We start from the raw sequence: 17,020 nt of genomic DNA, 5'->3' as shown, positions 1-17,020 counted from the left end.
TTGGCAATGCGGCTCGATCAACTGCTCGTTGAAAAGGGCCTGTTTGCCAGCCGCTCGCGTGCACGGGATGCCATCGTGCGCGGCACGGTCACTGTTGATAACGCTGTTGTCACCAAACCCGGTGCGACCTTCAACGATACTGCTGATATCAGTGTCGACGATCCGGCAAGCGGCTATGTTTCGCGCGCCGCGCTGAAACTCATTGCCGGGCTTGATCATTTTTCCATTGATGTGAGTGGTGTCAATGCACTGGATATCGGCGCATCCACCGGCGGTTTCACGCAGGTCCTTTTGGAACGCGGCGCGGCGCATGTCACCGCTGTTGATGTCGGCCATGGCCAGTTGCATGACAGTTTGCGCGCTGATATCCGCGTCACTAACCTTGAAAGCCTGAATGCGCGGGAGCTTTCCCGCGCGCATCTGACTGATAGGGCAATCGGTCTGGTGGTTTCGGATGTCAGTTTTATCTCGCTGAAACTCGCCCTGCCACCGGCACTCGATTTGGCCGAGCCCGGCAGTCATTGCGTTCTTCTCGTCAAGCCGCAATTCGAGGCGGGGCGCGAGGCAATCGGCAAGGGCGGCATTTTGCGCGATCCAATGGATGGCGAACGCGTTGTAAATGCTCTAAGGAACTGGCTGGATGGATTGCCGGGCTGGAAAGCCCTGGGGCTTTGCCCTTCGCCTATCGAAGGCGGCGATGGCAATCGCGAATATCTTCTGGCCGGTTTGAAGAGAAAAGATTGAAGAGCTGATGAGCACGCGCGTAACAATTGAGCGGATGGGCGCCGGGGGCGATGGCATTGCTGCAACGGCAGCGGGCAGCGTCTATGTGCCGTTTTCTCTGCCCGGCGAAACCGCCAATGTCGCGCTGGAAAATGGCCGCGCAACCATGATGGCCCTGCTTGAACCATCGCCGGAGCGGATTGATCCGGCGTGCCGTCATTTCGAAGAGTGCGGCGGCTGCGCCCTCCAGCATTGGCAGGCTGGTGCCTATCAGGATTGGAAGCGCGCGCTGGTGCAGGAAGCGCTTGGCGGTCGTGGGCTGCAATTCAAACTCGATCCATTGGTTCCCTGTGCGCCGCAAACCCGCCGCAGGGCGGTTTTTGCCGTGCGCACCAGCGATCATGGTGCCGTGCTTGGGTTTAATCGCCACCAGAGCCATGAACTCATCGATATCACCGAATGTGCGGTAACCGTCCCGGAAATCGTCTCCCGGCTGGATGATCTGCGCGAGGTTGTGGCGGTGCTTGGCGGCGGCATGAAACCCTTCAAGCTCACCGTGACGGCGACGGCTTCCGGCCTCGATATCATGGCCTCGGGCTGCGGCGCACCGGATGCGGGCAAGCGCCATGCGCTGACCAATCTTGTGCTGAAGAAGGGTTTTGCGCGCTTAAGCTTTGAAGGCGAAATCATCGTCGAGCCGAAAAAGCCGCTGGTACATTTCGGCAAGGTTCCTGTTTACATTCCGCCGGGCGGTTTCCTGCAGGCAACGATGGAAGCCGAGGAAGCCATGTCGGCACTGGTGACTGGACATCTGGCCAAAGCCAAAAAAACCCTTGATCTCTTTTGTGGTTCCGGGACCTTTGCGCTGCGGATGGCGGAAAAGTCCGCTGTCCATGCGGTGGAAAGCGAGCAGGCGGCCCTTGATGCGCTGGATCGTGGCGCGCGCCATGTTCAGGGCTTGAAGCCGGTGAGTGTGGAACGCCGTGATCTGTTCCGCAGGCCATTCCTTGCCCGCGAACTCGCGCCCTTCACCGGATTGGTTTTCGATCCGCCGCGTGCCGGTGCCGAAGCACAGGCCATCGAGATTGCCAAATCCAATGTACCAAAAGTGGCGGCTGTTTCCTGCAACCCGGTGACGCTTGGCCGTGACCTGAGCATTCTTGTCAAAGGCGGCTACAAGATCGACCGCGTTGTGCCGATTGACCAGTTTCTCTGGTCCTCGCACGTCGAAGCCGTCGCACTCCTGTCGAAGAAATAGGGGAGGCGGTCGTTAGACCGCCGTTCCACCCACGGTCATCTGGTCCATGCGCAGATGCGGCTGGCCGACGCCGACGGGCACCCACTGGCCGCCCTTGCCGCAATTGCCCATGCCGGTATCGAGTTGCAGATCATTGCCGATCATGGAAATGCGCTGCATGGCATCGGGGCCATTGCCGATCAGCATTGCGCCCTTGACAGGCGCACCGATCTTGCCGTTTTCGATCATATAGGCCTCGGTGCAACCGAAGACGAATTTGCCGGAGGTGATATCCACCTGACCGCCGCCGAACGAAACCGCATAAATGCCGTTCTTCACCGAAGCGATGATTTCTTCGGGCGTCTTGTCGCCGTCGAGCATATAGGTGTTGGTCATGCGCGGCATCGGCGCATGGGCATAGGATTCACGCCGTCCATTACCCGTCGGCTGCATACCCATCAAACGCGCGTTCTGCCGGTCCTGCATATAGCCGACAAGAATGCCGTCATCGATCAGCACCGTCTTGTTGGTCGGCATGCCCTCATCATCGACGGTGAGTGAACCGCGACGTTCGGAAATCGTGCCATCATCAACAACGGTCACACCTTTTGAGGCTACTTTCTGGCCGAGCAGACCGGCAAAGGCCGATGTCTTCTTGCGGTTGAAATCACCCTCAAGGCCATGGCCGACAGCCTCGTGCAGCATGACACCCGGCCAGCCGTTGGACAGAACAATGTCAAATGTTCCGGCCGGAGCTGGGATGGCTTCCAGATTGACCAGTGCCTGACGCAAGGCTTCATCAGCCGCATGCTGCCATTTTTCGGCAGTGATGAATTCGCCAAAGCCCTTGCGGCCACCGGCCCCGTAGGAGCCGCTTTCCTGCCGGTCGCCATCACCGACGACAACAGAAACGTTGAGGCGCACCATCGGGCGGATATCCCGGACGAAATGCCCGTCAGCGCGCAGGATTTCCACCTGCTGCCACGATCCTGCCAGCGAAACCGATACCTGCCGCACCTTCGGGTCCTTGGCACGCAGATAGGCATCAATCTCCTGCAGCAATTTAACCTTGGCTTCAAAGCTGGGCGAACCGATCGGGTTTTCATCGCTGTAAAGGCTGCGGTTGGTTCCGGGAGGCGCAGCGGTATAGGCGCCGGTGTAACCGGTGCGTACAGCCGAGGCGGCATCGGCAGCACGCTTGAGTGCGCCAAGCGAAAGCTCGCCCGCATGGGCATAGCCGACAGCTTCACCCGCAACGGCGCGCAGGCCAAAGCCTTGATCCTGATTGAATGTACCATTCTTCAACCGGCCATTATCGAAGGAGAGCCCTTCCGATTCGCGGTATTCGATGAAAAGCTCACCATCATCGGCACCATCAAGGCTTTGCTTGACGGTTTCGAGGATTTTTTCGCGCGGTGCGTCAAAACTATCGATGAGGCTTTTCATAATGGATCATCCGTTTACGTTATTACGAAGCGGATGTAGGGCCTCGCCCGGCCCGCTACAACAGAAAACTTGTTCAAAGCTCAGGGAAGGGCGTCGAAACCTTCGCCAAATCCATTGAGTTCGACGGGAATACCGATGCCTTCCTCCGGGGTCTGGAAGACGATGAAGGTGGCGGCCTTGCCTGTCTTGAAGGTCTGGACAAGCTGGTCTTCCAGAATGACTTCCGCATAGCAGCCATCTTCGAAGCAGCGGACGAAATAGGCGCGGCCAATATCCTTGCCATCGACATTCAGACCAAGACCATTGGGCAGAAGCACACCGAGCGGTGCAAGCACGCGCAGGATTTTCGCCTTGTTGTCAGCGGTTTTGAGAACCACCACCGAAAGCCCCATCTCCGGGCGATCAGCCGCGACGACATTTTGAATGAGAGCGCATTGCTCTGATTTTGCCCCTGCCGGGGTGTCGCACAGGATCGACCATGCGCCATGGGTTGATTTGACGGTGCCGCTTTGCTGCGCTGCCATGGCACCGCCGGAAAAACCGGCAATAGACAGGGAAAGCAGACCAAGGGCGATGCTACGTAGCGCGAAAGAGGACATGTAGGCTCCAAAACGAATCATCCAGACGTTAAACCGCCGAGGCCCGGATGAAAAGAATACCGCTCAAACACTCCCCAGCATACAGCGGCTCTCATATGTCTGGTGTAATGTAAAAATGGCCGGATTGTGAGCCATGTGCCCTTCATGCAGTAAAATCACAGTGAAAGTCAAAAAACATACGTCTTTACAAGATGCTGTCATCCACAGGAGGCAAGCTGCGCGCAAAAATGCCGCACGGGATCACGTTCGCCTTCCTTGCGATGTAGGCTAATGTGTGATTTGAACGCGGCATATCACCGGGCCACAATGAAGCCCGGTATTAACGTATGGAATTGAAGCTTCATTCGGGAGATTTCTAGGTGAAGAAGAACTTTGTCACGCTGATGGGTGTCCTGGGAAGCCTGTTAAGTGCCGGTACTGCATATGCTGCACAGCCTGAGCCTTGGCAGATGACGTTCCAGCCGGCTGCTTCTGCCATTATGGCGCAGATCGTCTGGTTCGAGCACTATACATTGTGGTTCATCGTCCCGATTACACTGTTCGTAATGGGGCTTCTGGCCTGGGTCATGTACCGCTATCGCGCCAGTGCCAATCCGGTTCCGTCAAAGACCAGCCACAACACCGCTGTGGAAGTTGTCTGGACCGTTGGCCCGGTTGTTATTCTTCTCTTCCTGGCAATTCCATCCTTCCAGCTTCTGACCGCGCAATATTCGCCTGAAGAAGCCAAGATGACAATCAAGGCGACCGGTTACCAGTGGTATTGGGGTTACGAATATCAGGCAGATGCGCCTGTTTCATTCGACTCCGTCATGCTCAAGGATGGTGATCGTGCTGCCGCAGGCAAGGAAGACCGCAAGGCCTATCCGCGTTTGCTCGCAGTTGACAATGAAATGGTCGTTCCTGTGAACACAACCGTCCGCCTTCTGGTGACCGGTGCTGACGTGATCCACTCCTTCTCCATGCCTGCTTTCGGCGTGAAGATGGACGCTGTCACCGGTCGCAGCAACGAAACATGGTTCAAGGCTGATAAAGAAGGCATGTATTATGGTCAGTGCTCGCAGATTTGCGGCAAGGACCATGCGTTCATGCCGATTGCGATCCATGTGGTTTCGCAGGGCCAGTATGATGCGTGGTTTGCTGCTGCCGGGAAAGATCTTCCGGGCGCATACAAGACACTCACCGCTAAAATCGACGCAGACAAGAACGTAAACGTCGCCGGCAACTAAGCTGGTTGACGCGAATTATTGAGGAACGGGAGCACTTTGATGGCAGGTTCTGCAGCTCACGAGGCCCATGACGCTCATAAGCCGACAGGCTGGACGCGCTGGGTTTATTCGACGAACCACAAGGATATCGGCACACTTTATCTGATCTTTGCGATCATTGCCGGTATCATTGGTGGTTGTCTTTCGATCGCCATGCGCGCCGAGCTGCAGCAGCCCGGCATTCAGATTTTCCACGGCCTTGCATCCATGGTTTACGGTTTCGAGGGCGATGCAGCCATCGACGCCGGCAAGCAGATGTACAATGTGTTCTCGACGGCACATGGTCTGATCATGATCTTCTTCATGGTCATGCCCGCGCTGATCGGTGGTTTTGCCAACTGGATGGTGCCGATCATGATCGGTGCGCCTGACATGGCTTTCCCGCGCATGAACAACATTTCGTTCTGGCTGCTCCCGCCAGCGCTGCTCCTGCTGATCCTTTCCATGTTCGTTCCCGGTCCTGCCGGTGGTTTCGGCACGGGTGGCGGCTGGACGATCTATCCGCCTTACTCAACAACCGGCCAGCCCGGCCCGGCGATGGATTTTGCCATTCTGTCGCTGCACATTGCCGGTGCGTCGTCGATCCTTGGTGCGATCAACTTCATCACCACGATCTTCAACATGCGCGCTCCCGGCATGACGCTGCACAAGATGCCGCTGTTTGCCTGGTCCGTTCTGATCACTGCATTCCTGCTGCTTCTGGCCCTGCCTGTGCTGGCTGGCGGCATCACCATGCTTCTGACCGACCGCAACTTCGGTACAACATTCTTCTCACCGGAAGGCGGCGGCGATCCGATCCTGTTCCAGCATCTGTTCTGGTTCTTCGGTCATCCGGAAGTGTACATCATGATCCTGCCGGCATTCGGCATTGTCAGCCACATCGTCTCTACCTTTTCGCGCAAGCCGATCTTCGGTTATCTCGGCATGGCCTATGCCATGGTCGCCATCGGCGTTGTCGGCTTCATCGTCTGGGCGCACCACATGTACACCGTGGGTCTGTCGCTCGACACACAGCGCTACTTCGTCTTCGCGACGATGGTTATCGCCGTGCCGACAGGCGTAAAGATCTTCTCGTGGATTGCCACCATGTGGGGCGGTTCCATCGAGTTCAAGCCGCCAATGGTCTGGGCAATCGGCTTCATCTTCCTGTTCACCGTTGGTGGTGTGACGGGTGTGCAGCTGGCCAATGCCGGTCTCGACCGTGCAATGCATGACACCTATTACGTGATTGCGCACTTCCATTACGTGCTGTCGCTGGGTGCGGTGTTCGGAATTTTCGCGGGCTGGTACTACTGGTTCCCGAAGATGACCGGCTACATGTACAACCACACCATTGCGCACACGCACTTCTGGGTCATGTTCATCGGCGTCAATCTGGTGTTCTTCCCGCAGCACTTCCTCGGACTTGCCGGTATGCCGCGCCGTTACATCGACTATCCGGATGCATTTGCAGGCTGGAACGAAGTATCGTCAATCGGTTCCTACATCTCCGGTGTGGCCGTGCTGATCTTCCTGTTCGGCGTCTTTGAAGCCTTTGCCAAGAAGCGCGAAGCCGGTGCCAACCCTTGGGGTCCTGGTGCAACCACTCTGGAATGGCAGCTGTCGTCACCGCCACCCTTCCATCAGTGGGAACAGCTTCCACGCATCAAGTAAGTAAAATCCGGGCCGCTGAACCCCAGCGGCCCCGATACCTTCAAGTTAAAACGAACAAGACTGAGCGAATGGCCGTACTGAAGAAAAATGCAGCTGTAGAAACCGGGATTGGCCTGTCTGAAGCCAATGCGTCGGACTACATTGCCTTGCTCAAGCCACGCGTCATGTCACTGGTGGTGTTCACTGCCGTTGTTGGTCTGATGGCTGCGCCCGGCCACATCAATCCCGTTCTGGCCGTTATYGCCATCCTGAGCATCGCTGTTGGTGCTGGTGCCTCCGGCGCTCTCAATATGTGGTACGATTCCGATATTGACGCGATCATGAAGCGCACGGCCAATCGCCCGATTCCAGCGGGCCGGATTACGCGGGAAGAAGTGCTGACCTTCGGTCTGCTGCTGTCCGCATTCTCCGTGGTCACGCTGGGCCTCTTCGTCAATCTGCTGTCGGCTTTCCTGCTGGCCTTTACCATTTTCTTCTATGCCGTCGTCTATACGATGTGGCTGAAGCGCTCGACGCCGCAGAACATTGTTATCGGTGGTGCCGCCGGTGCGTTCCCGCCGATGATTGGCTGGGCCGCCGTGACCAATTCGGTCGGCGTTGAAAGTATTGTGCTTTTCCTCATCATCTTCCTGTGGACGCCGCCCCATTTCTGGGCGCTGTCGCTGTTCATGTCAGATGATTATGAGAAGGCGAAAATTCCGATGATGCCCAATGTGATGGGCGAAGCATCGACAAAGTTTCAGATTTTCCTCTACACGCTTCTGGTTGTTCCTGTCGCCGTGCTGCCATGGATCATGGGTTTTGCCGGTATCGTCTACGGCGTCTTTTCCATCGGTGTCGGCGCCATGTTCACGTTCTACGCGTGGACCGTATGGCGCGCGCCTGTTGGTCCAGCGATGATCAAGCCTGCGAAAAAAATGTTCGCTTTCTCGATCTTTTATCTTTTCAGCCTTTATGCGGTGCTTCTTGGCGAGATTCTCGTGCGCAAGGCGCTTTTTCTGGCAGGTGCATGACATGAGTGATGATCGCGTAACACTGACACCAAAGCAGAAGCGCGCGCAGCGCAGCCGTTCCATCGCGCTGGCGCTGGCATTGGCGGCCTTTGTGATTCTTGTCTATGTCGGCACCTGGGCCAAGCTCGGTGCGAAGATTCTCGAACGGCAGATGTGATGAGCAGCCCAGTGGAAGAGAACCAGACACCAGCCACCGATAGCGCAGCAACGCCGAAGCGCCGGGTTTCAGACCGCACGATTGCGATCTCCTGCATTGCCTTTTTTTTCGGCATGGTCGGCATGGCTTTTGCGGCGGTGCCGCTTTACGCGATGTTCTGTCAGGTTACTGGTTATGGCGGCACGACGCAGCGGGTTGAGCAGATGTCCGATACGATCCTCGACAAGAAGATCACGGTTCGCTTCGATGCCAATACGTCGGATGGCCTGCCTTGGCAGTTCAAGCCGGTGCAACGCGAAGTGACGATGAATATTGGCGAAACCAAGCTCATCCACTACGAAGCCAAGAATATTCTGGATAAGCCGACTGCTGGCCGCGCCGCGTTCAACGTGACGCCGCAGGCAGCGGGTGCCTACTTCAACAAGGTCGAGTGCTTCTGCTTTACGGACACTGTCCTGAAGCCGGGCGAAGACATGCAAATGCCCGTCGTTTTCTTCGTTGACCCTGACATCGTCAACGCGGAAGAATTGAAGGGCGTCAATACAATCACCCTGTCCTACACCTTCTTTCCAATTGCGATGCCGGCACCGGTTGCCGCCAGCGCCAATGTGAAGAAAGACAAGGCGTCGGGACAGCTTTGAACTTGCGCTGACGCTTTGTCAGTGATGAAACAGATGAATAGAACTTGCGGGGGTTAAAATGGCCGAAGCGCACACAAAGAACCACGACTACCATATCATTGATCCAAGCCCATGGCCGTTCCTCGGTTCGGTCGGCGCTTTTGTCATGGCTATCGGCGGCATCGCTTACATGCGCTACCACAATGGCGGTGAGTTGCACCTGTTCGGCCATAATCTGGCACAGCCTTGGCTGTTCCTGATTGGTCTTGCCATCGTTCTCTACACCATGTTCGGCTGGTGGTCGGATACGATCAAGGAGAGCAAGGAAGGGCACCACACCCGCGTTGTCTCGCTGCATTTGCGCTATGGCATGATCATGTTCATCGCGTCGGAAGTGATGTTCTTCGTTGCCTGGTTCTGGGCATTCTTTGATGCCAGCCTATACCCCGGCGAAGCAGAGCAGGTTGCCCGTGCTGCCTTCACAGGCGGTATCTGGCCTCCCAAGGGCATCGAGGTTCTCGACCCGCTGCACCTGCCGCTTTACAACACCATCATCCTGCTTCTGTCGGGCACGACAGTAACCTGGGCACACCATGCCTTGATCCACAATGATCGCAAGGGCCTGATCAGCGGTCTTACCCTGACCGTGCTGCTCGGCATGCTCTTCTCATTCGTGCAGGGTTATGAATACGCGCATGCACCGTTCGCGTTCAAGGATTCGATCTACGGCGCAACCTTCTTCATGGCTACGGGTTTCCACGGCTTCCACGTAATCATCGGAACAATCTTCCTGCTGGTTTGCCTGCTGCGCTCCATGCGGGGTGACTTCACTCCGCAGAAGCATTTCGGCTTCGAAGCTGCCGCCTGGTACTGGCACTTCGTGGACGTGGTCTGGTTGTTCCTGTTCTTCTCGATCTATGTGTGGGCCTCATGGGGCGCACCGATGGCTGTCGAATAAACAGGTCATCAGATCAGGACATTACAGGGGGCGGTTATGGAAACATGACCGCCCTCATTCTTTTGGCGTAATCCTGCATCATGCATCGGATATGATAAGGCATCTGATTATATCGTCGGCATTTCTCGTGGCACTGTTCCCGCTCTTTGCGGCAAAGGCGCAGGCGAACGAGGGCAAGGTTGATCTGGTCCGCGTTGAAAAAGCGGAACGGCGAATGCAGCTGTTATCTGGCGACGTGGTGATCAAGCAATATACGATAGCGCTGGGTGCGCGGCCTGAGGGCCACAAGCGCTGGGAAGGCGACGAGCGAACCCCGGAGGGTCGCTATGTTCTTGATTGGCGCAACCCCAAAAGCATGGCCTACAAATCCATCCACATTTCCTATCCGAATGCACGGGATACGGCGGCAGCCAAATCCATGGGTGTATCGCCCGGCGGTCTGATCATGATCCATGGTGCGGCCAATGGTTATGGCTGGTGGGGATGGATGCTTCAACTTATCGACTGGACAGATGGGTGTATTGCCGTCACTAATCGCGAAATGGATGAAATCTGGGCATTGGTCCAGGATGGAACACCGATCGAGATCAACCCATGACTGAAGACAAAGCCCTTTATCCGCCAGTTGACCCTTTCGCGGCTGGTGTAAAGGCACGCTGCCCTCGCTGCGGACAGGGGAAACTCTTTGACGGCTTCCTGACGCCCGCCCGCCAGTGCTCCAGTTGCGGCCTCGACTATTCCTTTATTGATTCGGGTGATGGTCCGGCAGTGCTGGTCATGCTGCTGATCGGCTTTATTGTCGTTGGGCTTGCTCTATGGATGGAAGTAACGCTGAATCCGCCGCTATGGGTGCATTTCATCCTGTGGATTCCACTGGCGCTGGTGCTTTGCCTGATGGCCCTGCGCTGGATGAAGGGGGTTCTGATCGCCCTTCAATACAGAAACAAAGCTGCGGAAGGGCAGCTTGATATTCCCGCTTCCCATGAGTGATATTGCAATGCCCGTAAGACCAACCCGGTTTCCATGGATCACTCTGATCCTCAGCACGCTTCTCTTTGCCGTCCTGATCGGACTTGGCACATGGCAGGTGGAGCGCCTGCAATGGAAGGAAGCATTGCTGGCAACCATCGCCGCGCGCACCCATTCCGAGCCGCAGCCGCTGGCTGATATCGAAAAAATCTGGGCGCAGGAGCATGATGTCGAATACCGTCCTGTCACGGTTACCGGGCGCCTGCTTAATGATCGAGAGCGGCATTTCTTCTCGACCTATGATGGTTACTCTGGCTATTTCGTCTATACGCCTCTGCAACTCGACGATGGGCGAGCCGTCTTTGTCAACAGGGGTTTCGTGCCCTATGACCAGAAGAATGCATCGACGCGCCAGCAGGGCGAAGTTGCGGGGCCGGTGACAGTCACCGGACTTGCCCGCAACCCGCTGGATGGAAAGCCATCCTCGATCTTGCCGGACAATGATCTCGTCAAGAACATCTACTTCTGGAAAGACCTGCCTACCATGGCGGCGCAGTCCAGCATCAATCCGGAGCAGCTGGTGCCGTTTTTTATTGATGCGGACAAAACGCCCAATCCCGGCGGCTTTCCCATTGGCGGCGTAACAATCATCGATCTGCCCAACAGCCATCTGCAATATGCGGTGACCTGGTATGGGCTTGCTGCGACTTTGCTGGCGATTGTCATCATCTCCATGATCAGGCGAAAGCGGGATGCCAAACTACAAATTGAACCTTCGGACTTGACTTCCCGCTGATTGCCGCCCAATTCCAAGGTGCATATCAAAAGCTTTGAATTCCGCGAGACCTGTGACCATGGCTGACAAGAAACCACTGACAATCCGCCTGTGCGGACCGCGCGGATTCTGCGCCGGGGTGGATCGCGCCATTCAGATCGTGGTTCTGGCGCTGAAGAAATATGGTGCGCCAGTTTATGTCCGGCATGAGATCGTCCACAATCGTTATGTGGTGCAGGGCTTGCAGGCGCGCGGTGCCGTTTTCGTCGAAGAACTCGACGAAATCCCGGCAGAGCACCGCAGCCAGCCCGTGGTCTTCTCTGCGCATGGCGTGCCGAAATCGGTGCCGGAAGATGCAGAGCAAAAGAACTTGTTTTATCTCGATGCAACCTGTCCACTTGTCTCCAAAGTGCATAAGCAGGCCATGCGCCATCAGCGGCTTGGGCGGCATGTCATTCTGGTCGGCCATTCCGGTCATCCCGAAGTTATCGGAACGATGGGGCAATTGCCTGAAGGCGCGGTAACTTTGATCGAGACCATTGAGGATGCCGAGAATTATCAGCCTCACGATCCGAAGAATCTGGGCTTCGTCACCCAGACAACGCTATCCGTCGATGACACTGCCGGGATCATCGCTGCCCTGCAGAACCGGTTCCCGGAGTTGACCGCACCGGCAGCCGAATCCATCTGCTATGCCACGACAAACCGTCAGGACGCGGTGAAGGAAGCAGCGCCGGGCTGCGACCTGTTTCTGGTGGTTGGAGCGCCGAACTCATCCAACTCGAAACGTCTCGTAGAAGTGGCCGAGCGTTCCGGTGCCTCGCAATCGCTTCTCGTGCAGCGGGCGGTGGATATCGATTGGGATGCCATTGGCGATATTTCGACGGTTGGCCTTTCCGCCGGTGCATCTGCGCCTGAAATCATTGTCGATGAAATCATCCAAGCCTTTTCGGAGCGCTATTCCGTGTCGATCGAACTTGCCGAAACAACCATTGAAACCGAAAATTTCCACGTCATGCGCGATTTGCGCGATGTGGAACTGACCAGTGGCGATATGGCTTTCGTCAACGGAACCCACTGATTATGGCTGTCTATACCGATATCAACGAAATCGATCTCGCGCATTTTCTCAAGGACTACGACATCGGCGAACTGCTCTCTTACAAGGGCATTGCCGAAGGCGTCGAAAATTCCAATTATCTTGCGCATACAAGCAAAGGCTCGTTCATCCTGACGCTGTATGAGAAGCGGGTGAACAGCAATGATCTGCCGTTCTTTCTCGGCCTGATGCAGCACCTTGCGGGCAAGGGCATCAGCTGTCCCTTGCCTGTGGTGCAGAAAAACGGTTCCAGTATTGGCGAGCTTGCGGGTCGTCCAGCGGCGATTGTGACCTTCCTTGAAGGCATGTGGATGCGCAGGCCCACCGTGCAGCATTGTCATGCTCTTGGCGAGGCGCTGGCGCGCATGCATGTGGCGGGTGCGGATTTCCCTATGCGGCGCAAGAATTCGCTCTCTGTCGATGGCTGGCGGCCGCTGTGGAACAATTCGAAAGACAATGCGGACCGGGTTGAGCCCGGACTGGCAAACGAGACCGAGGCCGACCTTGCATTTTTCGAGGCGCATTGGCCAAAGCATCTGCCAACAGGCGTCATCCATGCGGATCTGTTTCCAGATAATGTCTTCTTTCTTGGCGACAAGCTTTCCGGCCTCATCGATTTTTATTTCGCCTGTACCGATCTGCTCGCCTATGACGTTGCGGTGTGCCTGAATGCGTGGTGTTTTGAAAAGGACCATTCCTTCAATCTGACCAAGGGCACTGCCTTGCTGCGCGGCTATAATTCCGTGCGTCCGCTCTCGGCTGAGGAAGCGGAGAGCCTGCCGATCCTTGCACGCGGTTCGGCCCTGCGTTTCATGCTGACGCGCCTTTATGACTGGCTGACAGTTCCCGAAGGCAGTTTCGTCGTCAAGAAAGACCCGATGGAATATGTGCGCCGCATGCGCTTCCATCGCCAGATCAAGTCGGCGGCGGAATATGGCCTGATGCCTGCGGGTACTGCCTCGTGAAGTCTATCCAGATTTTCACCGATGGTGCCTGCTCCGGCAATCCCGGCCCCGGCGGCTGGGGCGCGGTGCTGCGCTGGAACGGTAATGAGAAAGAACTATCAGGCGGTGAAGCAGACACGACCAACAATCGCATGGAACTGATGGCCGCCATTGCTTCGCTCAATGCGCTGAAAGAGCCATGCTCCGTCGATCTCTATACGGACTCTGTCTATGTCCGCGATGGTATTTCCGGCTGGATCGAAGGCTGGAAGCGCAATGGCTGGAAAACAGCGGCCAAGAAACCAGTGAAGAACGCCGAGTTGTGGCAGGCCCTTGACGAGGCGCGCAAGCGCCATAAGGTTGTCTGGCATTGGGTCAAAGGCCATGCCGGGCATCCGGAAAATGAACGCGCCGATGAACTTGCCCGTGCCGGTATGGCGCCGTTCAAGAACAGGTCTTGATATATGTGAAGAGAGCCTATTAGCTCTAGGTGCTAATAGATTGAGATAACTCAAAATGAGACGAACGCTTTCCGCCTTTTTGGTGTCACCGCTGTGGGTTCCGCTTCTGGCGGCTGTCTATGCCGCGGTTTTTTGGAAAACACCGGATTTCATGGAACACTTTAGTCAAATGGAACTATTTTCCGTAGCCATAGCAATTGGGGCGATGCTCGGATATGGCATAATTTTGACTTTCGGGGCCATTGCTCACCGACTTCTTTGGTCAAACCGCCGTACCTCCATATTGATGTACGCTTCCGTGTTTTCCGGCATAGCTTTGCTGTCTTGGTGCGCTCTGTTGATCGGCGGCTGGGCTTTTGGGGAATATGGTATTCAGTTCGGAATACACGTACTTGTTGATACGGTTTTGCACCGCCCATACGTTCCAGGAGCCGCCTGTATATTGGGCGCTCTGGTTGGTAGTACTTTTTGGGCTATTGCGAGACCGGATCGTAAAATGCGGACGGAGCAGCGTTAAGTTCTCATTTTTTTAGCAAAGTTCATTGTGTGTATCGATCGTCCGAAAGCTGCAGACAAAGCGCTCAGAACAACTTATGCGTAGGCGAGGGACCAGCCGGGTGCACGAACCCAGCAGCGTTCCGCCTCTATATCATCCGTCCGGTAGAGGCGCGTGACCCGCGTGTAATCGCCCTGCTCGAATGCCTTGGCAAGAGCCTTTTCCGACGCCTCGTCGCGCATGCCCACGCAGGGGAATATGCCGACGGGTGATATCCATTTGGCGCGAAACGCTTCTGCCTCGCGCGTTATCAGAAACATGGCGCCGCGCTGTTTGATCTTGCTCCAGTCGCTGCTGAAACCATTGTCGGTTGTCAGCGGCAGGATCAGCCTTCCGCCTTCTTTGAGGTTGTCGAGCCAGTTATCAGCGGGCCGCGTTGCTCCGGCGTTCACATAGATCAGGTCGGCAGCGTCGAATGCAACAGTGCTTCCGTCTCCTTGGACCACGGTCACATTGGGATAGGCCGCAAGGTTCGCGCGTGCCCTTTCGGCTAGTTCCGGATCATATTCAATGGCCGTGACTTTGCCCGAGGCTCCGACCAATTGCGCCATGATCGCCGAGTAATAACCGACACCTGCACCCACATGCACGATATGCTCACCCTCCCGGGGAGCACCCTGCGCAAGCAGGAAAGCATGCAATGAAGGTTCGCCATTGTTGATGTGCCGTTCGGGCAGGATACCAACAAGGTCATTGGTATAAAGATAAACCGGATCAGCGCTTGGTGTCGGTGTATAGGAGCGCCGTTGCCAACGCAGGATTTGCCATGGTCCGCGTCCAAGAAATTCCTCCCGCGGTACCTTGGCGAAAGCATCTTCCACGCCTTGGTCAGCAGCCCCGGCAATGGCTGCGATCTGCATTGCATAGGCGCGGCGAACGATCTTCAACTCATCCGGTGTCATCGGTGCAAACACTCCCAAGGTGTGAAAGTGTGATCGTACACAGCAATATTCCCAAATCCAATGACATCACATGAATGAGCCATCAAAATTCTTGGCGATATTAAAAAGGGCCGGAAAACCGGCCCTCTGGATATCCCGTGAATGGCGCTGATTACAGCTGGCCGAGCAGGGTTGCTGCGCTCGAAGTCACTGCCTGACCCGGCGAATCCTCGATGTTCAGTTCCTTGACCACGCCGTCTTCAACGAGCATGGAATAACGCTTGGAGCGTACGCCCATGGTGCCGGCAGCAAGATCGATATCGAGGCCGACAGCCTTGGTGAAGGTCGCATTGCCATCGGAGAGATACTGGATTTTGCCTTCGCCATTGGTGGCCTTGGCCCATGCGCCCATGACATGCGGATCATTCACGGCAACAACGGCAATGGTATCCACGCCCTTTGCCAGAATGGCATCGCGGTTCTCAAGATAACCGGGCAGGTGATTCATGCTGCAGGTCGGGGTGAAAGCACCCGGCACGGCAAACAGCACGACCTTCTTGCCCTTGAACAGCGCATCGGAGCGCACTTCGCTGACACCGTCATCGGATTTCGTCTTGAACGTGGCGTCCGGCAAACGCTCGCCTACCTTGATTGTCATGAATTGGCTCCCTGATGAAATGAGGAATTGAGACCTAAGGCAGATAGGGTGTGCGCGGCAAAAAGTCGAGGGCGTTTGCTGCTATTCCTGCGCGTCGAGTTTACCCGAAACAGCCTTTTCCCCCTGAACCAGCGTATAGTTCAGCGTGACAGACTTCTTGTCCTTGCCCGAAAGCACCGGAACGGAAAACACGGCGCTTGAGGCCTCGTGGCTTTTCAGCTTGGCCATGCCGAATGTAACACCGCCTTCCCCGGCAACGAAAAGGTCAGTCGGCGGCTGATCTACAGGAAGCTGGACTGTTACCTTGACGTGGTCATCCCGGCGCACCGCGCTTTTGATACCGAAGGCGGCAGAAGCCTTGTCAGGCAAAGCGGCGAACGCATCGCTGACGAGCGTCTTGGTCAATGCATCTGTCGGGTTATTGTCAACGGTAATGTCAAAATCAGCCGTAACTGGAATGCAGATTGCTTCGCAGATGCCGAGAAATGCGTGGCCCTTCAATTGCGCCGGTTTGGACGGATCGGTCAGCGTCAGAATAACCGGAAAGGAAACGGACTTTTTGTAGCCAGCCGATTTCGCCCCGCCATTTTCAAAACGGTGCGGCGCCGGGAAGCCCAGCGAATAACTCTTGATATTGCCTTCCTGCGAAAGCGCCAGTTCCGGCGGCACACCGGCATCGCCGGGTTCGCGCCAATAGGTTTTCCAGCCCGGATCAAGATTGATCTGGACGGCACCCCGCACCTCACTTGCGCCCTTCTGCGGATTGTCGACAATCAGCCGGACACTGCCGCCGGCTGTTCTTGTCCAGTCCGAATTTCCGGCAAGTGTTGGCGAAACAAAAGCCAGCATGGCAAAAGCAGCTGTAAAAATTATGTTCATTTTCATGCGCGGACAATTACAGGGCTTCAGGGCCTTATCAAGGATATGATAGAATTTGCTCATCATTTCTGTGTGAGCAACGTGTTATTTGGAAGCCGAAAGGGCCAGGATTTGGGCTCTTTTTACA

General features: G+C 56.0%; 20 protein-coding genes. 15 read left to right on the top strand and 5 right to left on the bottom strand.

All coding sequences use genetic code 11. From position 1 onward, the window contains the following. The first annotated feature begins 6 nt into the window (after nucleotides 1-6). Nucleotides 7-744 (top strand): TlyA family RNA methyltransferase, encoded by a 738-nt coding sequence (locus tag AB4Y96_RS00190; RefSeq protein WP_441914883.1) that lies wholly within the window; start codon nucleotides 7-9, stop codon nucleotides 742-744. Then, nucleotides 740-1,981 (top strand): class I SAM-dependent RNA methyltransferase, encoded by a 1,242-nt coding sequence (locus AB4Y96_RS00185; protein WP_441915252.1) that lies wholly within the window; start codon nucleotides 740-742, stop codon nucleotides 1,979-1,981. Before AB4Y96_RS00190 ends, AB4Y96_RS00185 begins: the two co-directional genes overlap by 5 nt. A gap of 12 nt (nucleotides 1,982-1,993) precedes the next feature. Here the strand turns inward: AB4Y96_RS00185 and tldD are convergent, their stop codons facing one another. After that, nucleotides 1,994-3,406: a metalloprotease TldD gene (tldD, locus tag AB4Y96_RS00180; RefSeq protein ID WP_441914881.1), complete on the bottom strand. Its 1,413-nt coding sequence runs from the start codon at nucleotides 3,404-3,406 to the stop codon at nucleotides 1,994-1,996. Between the two features lie 80 nt (nucleotides 3,407-3,486). Continuing rightward, entirely contained in the window at nucleotides 3,487-4,005 is a 519-nt protein-coding gene (locus tag AB4Y96_RS00175; protein ID WP_223611539.1) for an invasion associated locus B family protein, read from the bottom strand. A gap of 383 nt (nucleotides 4,006-4,388) precedes the next feature. On the opposite strand from AB4Y96_RS00175, the gene coxB reads away from it, so the two are divergent. The 13 genes from coxB to AB4Y96_RS00110 all read left to right on the top strand — a co-directional run bounded on the left by coxB (nucleotide 4,389) and on the right by AB4Y96_RS00110 (nucleotide 14,436). Continuing rightward, complete coding sequence (gene coxB, locus AB4Y96_RS00170) at nucleotides 4,389-5,231, top strand: cytochrome c oxidase subunit II (RefSeq protein WP_091881193.1); 843 nt, start codon at nucleotides 4,389-4,391, stop codon at nucleotides 5,229-5,231. A 39-nt stretch (nucleotides 5,232-5,270) separates the two neighbouring features. Further along, entirely contained in the window at nucleotides 5,271-6,923 is a 1,653-nt protein-coding gene (gene ctaD / locus AB4Y96_RS00165; RefSeq protein WP_441914879.1) for a cytochrome c oxidase subunit I, read from the top strand. A gap of 68 nt (nucleotides 6,924-6,991) precedes the next feature. Further along, a complete protein-coding gene (gene cyoE, locus AB4Y96_RS00160; protein WP_441914877.1) occupies nucleotides 6,992-7,936 on the top strand; it encodes a heme o synthase in 945 nt (314 codons plus the stop codon). Between the two features lies 1 nt (nucleotide 7,937). Further along, nucleotides 7,938-8,093 carry a hypothetical protein gene (locus AB4Y96_RS00155; RefSeq protein ID WP_091880905.1) on the top strand — a complete coding sequence of 52 codons (156 nt, stop codon included), beginning with the start codon at nucleotides 7,938-7,940 and terminating at the stop codon, nucleotides 8,091-8,093. Continuing rightward, on the top strand, nucleotides 8,093-8,734 hold the full coding sequence (locus AB4Y96_RS00150; protein WP_441914875.1) for a cytochrome c oxidase assembly protein: 642 nt from the start codon (nucleotides 8,093-8,095) through the stop codon (nucleotides 8,732-8,734). The genes AB4Y96_RS00155 and AB4Y96_RS00150 overlap by 1 nt, the downstream gene beginning before the upstream one ends. A 58-nt stretch (nucleotides 8,735-8,792) precedes the next feature. Continuing rightward, a complete protein-coding gene (locus AB4Y96_RS00145) occupies nucleotides 8,793-9,671 on the top strand; it encodes a cytochrome c oxidase subunit 3 (protein WP_441914874.1) in 879 nt (292 codons plus the stop codon). Between the two features lie 91 nt (nucleotides 9,672-9,762). After that, on the top strand, nucleotides 9,763-10,269 hold the full coding sequence (locus AB4Y96_RS00140) for a L,D-transpeptidase family protein (RefSeq protein WP_091880900.1): 507 nt from the start codon (nucleotides 9,763-9,765) through the stop codon (nucleotides 10,267-10,269). Next, on the top strand, nucleotides 10,266-10,661 hold the full coding sequence (locus AB4Y96_RS00135; RefSeq protein WP_441914873.1) for a DUF983 domain-containing protein: 396 nt from the start codon (nucleotides 10,266-10,268) through the stop codon (nucleotides 10,659-10,661). Before AB4Y96_RS00140 ends, AB4Y96_RS00135 begins: the two co-directional genes overlap by 4 nt. 7 nt (nucleotides 10,662-10,668) lie before the next feature. After that, nucleotides 10,669-11,436 (top strand): SURF1 family protein, encoded by a 768-nt coding sequence (locus AB4Y96_RS00130; protein ID WP_441914871.1) that lies wholly within the window; start codon nucleotides 10,669-10,671, stop codon nucleotides 11,434-11,436. Between the two features lie 58 nt (nucleotides 11,437-11,494). Beyond that, nucleotides 11,495-12,496 carry a 4-hydroxy-3-methylbut-2-enyl diphosphate reductase gene (gene ispH, locus AB4Y96_RS00125; protein WP_441914870.1) on the top strand — a complete coding sequence of 334 codons (1,002 nt, stop codon included), beginning with the start codon at nucleotides 11,495-11,497 and terminating at the stop codon, nucleotides 12,494-12,496. A gap of 2 nt (nucleotides 12,497-12,498) precedes the next feature. Then, entirely contained in the window at nucleotides 12,499-13,479 is a 981-nt protein-coding gene (locus AB4Y96_RS00120; RefSeq protein ID WP_441914868.1) for a homoserine kinase, read from the top strand. After that, nucleotides 13,476-13,919, top strand: a complete 444-nt coding sequence (gene rnhA / locus AB4Y96_RS00115; protein ID WP_091880893.1) for a ribonuclease HI — start codon at nucleotides 13,476-13,478, stop codon at nucleotides 13,917-13,919. Before AB4Y96_RS00120 ends, rnhA begins: the two co-directional genes overlap by 4 nt. A 55-nt stretch (nucleotides 13,920-13,974) precedes the next feature. Continuing rightward, entirely contained in the window at nucleotides 13,975-14,436 is a 462-nt protein-coding gene (locus AB4Y96_RS00110; protein ID WP_441914866.1) for a hypothetical protein, read from the top strand. A 74-nt stretch (nucleotides 14,437-14,510) separates the two neighbouring features. Here AB4Y96_RS00110 and AB4Y96_RS00105 read toward each other — a convergent pair whose 3' ends face one another. From AB4Y96_RS00105 to AB4Y96_RS00095, 3 genes are all read right to left on the bottom strand, one after another. Beyond that, entirely contained in the window at nucleotides 14,511-15,377 is an 867-nt protein-coding gene (locus AB4Y96_RS00105; RefSeq protein ID WP_441914864.1) for a protein-L-isoaspartate O-methyltransferase family protein, read from the bottom strand. A 151-nt stretch (nucleotides 15,378-15,528) separates the two neighbouring features. Beyond that, entirely contained in the window at nucleotides 15,529-16,014 is a 486-nt protein-coding gene (locus AB4Y96_RS00100) for a peroxiredoxin (RefSeq protein WP_091880888.1), read from the bottom strand. An 81-nt stretch (nucleotides 16,015-16,095) separates the two neighbouring features. Further along, a complete protein-coding gene (locus tag AB4Y96_RS00095) occupies nucleotides 16,096-16,893 on the bottom strand; it encodes a protein-disulfide reductase DsbD domain-containing protein (protein WP_441914863.1) in 798 nt (265 codons plus the stop codon). Between the last annotated feature and the right edge of the window lie 127 nt (nucleotides 16,894-17,020).

It is taken from the genome of Phyllobacterium sp. TAF24, assembly GCF_052113785.1.
Classification (GTDB): domain Bacteria; phylum Pseudomonadota; class Alphaproteobacteria; order Rhizobiales; family Rhizobiaceae; genus Phyllobacterium.
Note: the sequence above shows the minus strand (reverse complement) of the source record. Positions and strands in the feature narration are given on the sequence as shown.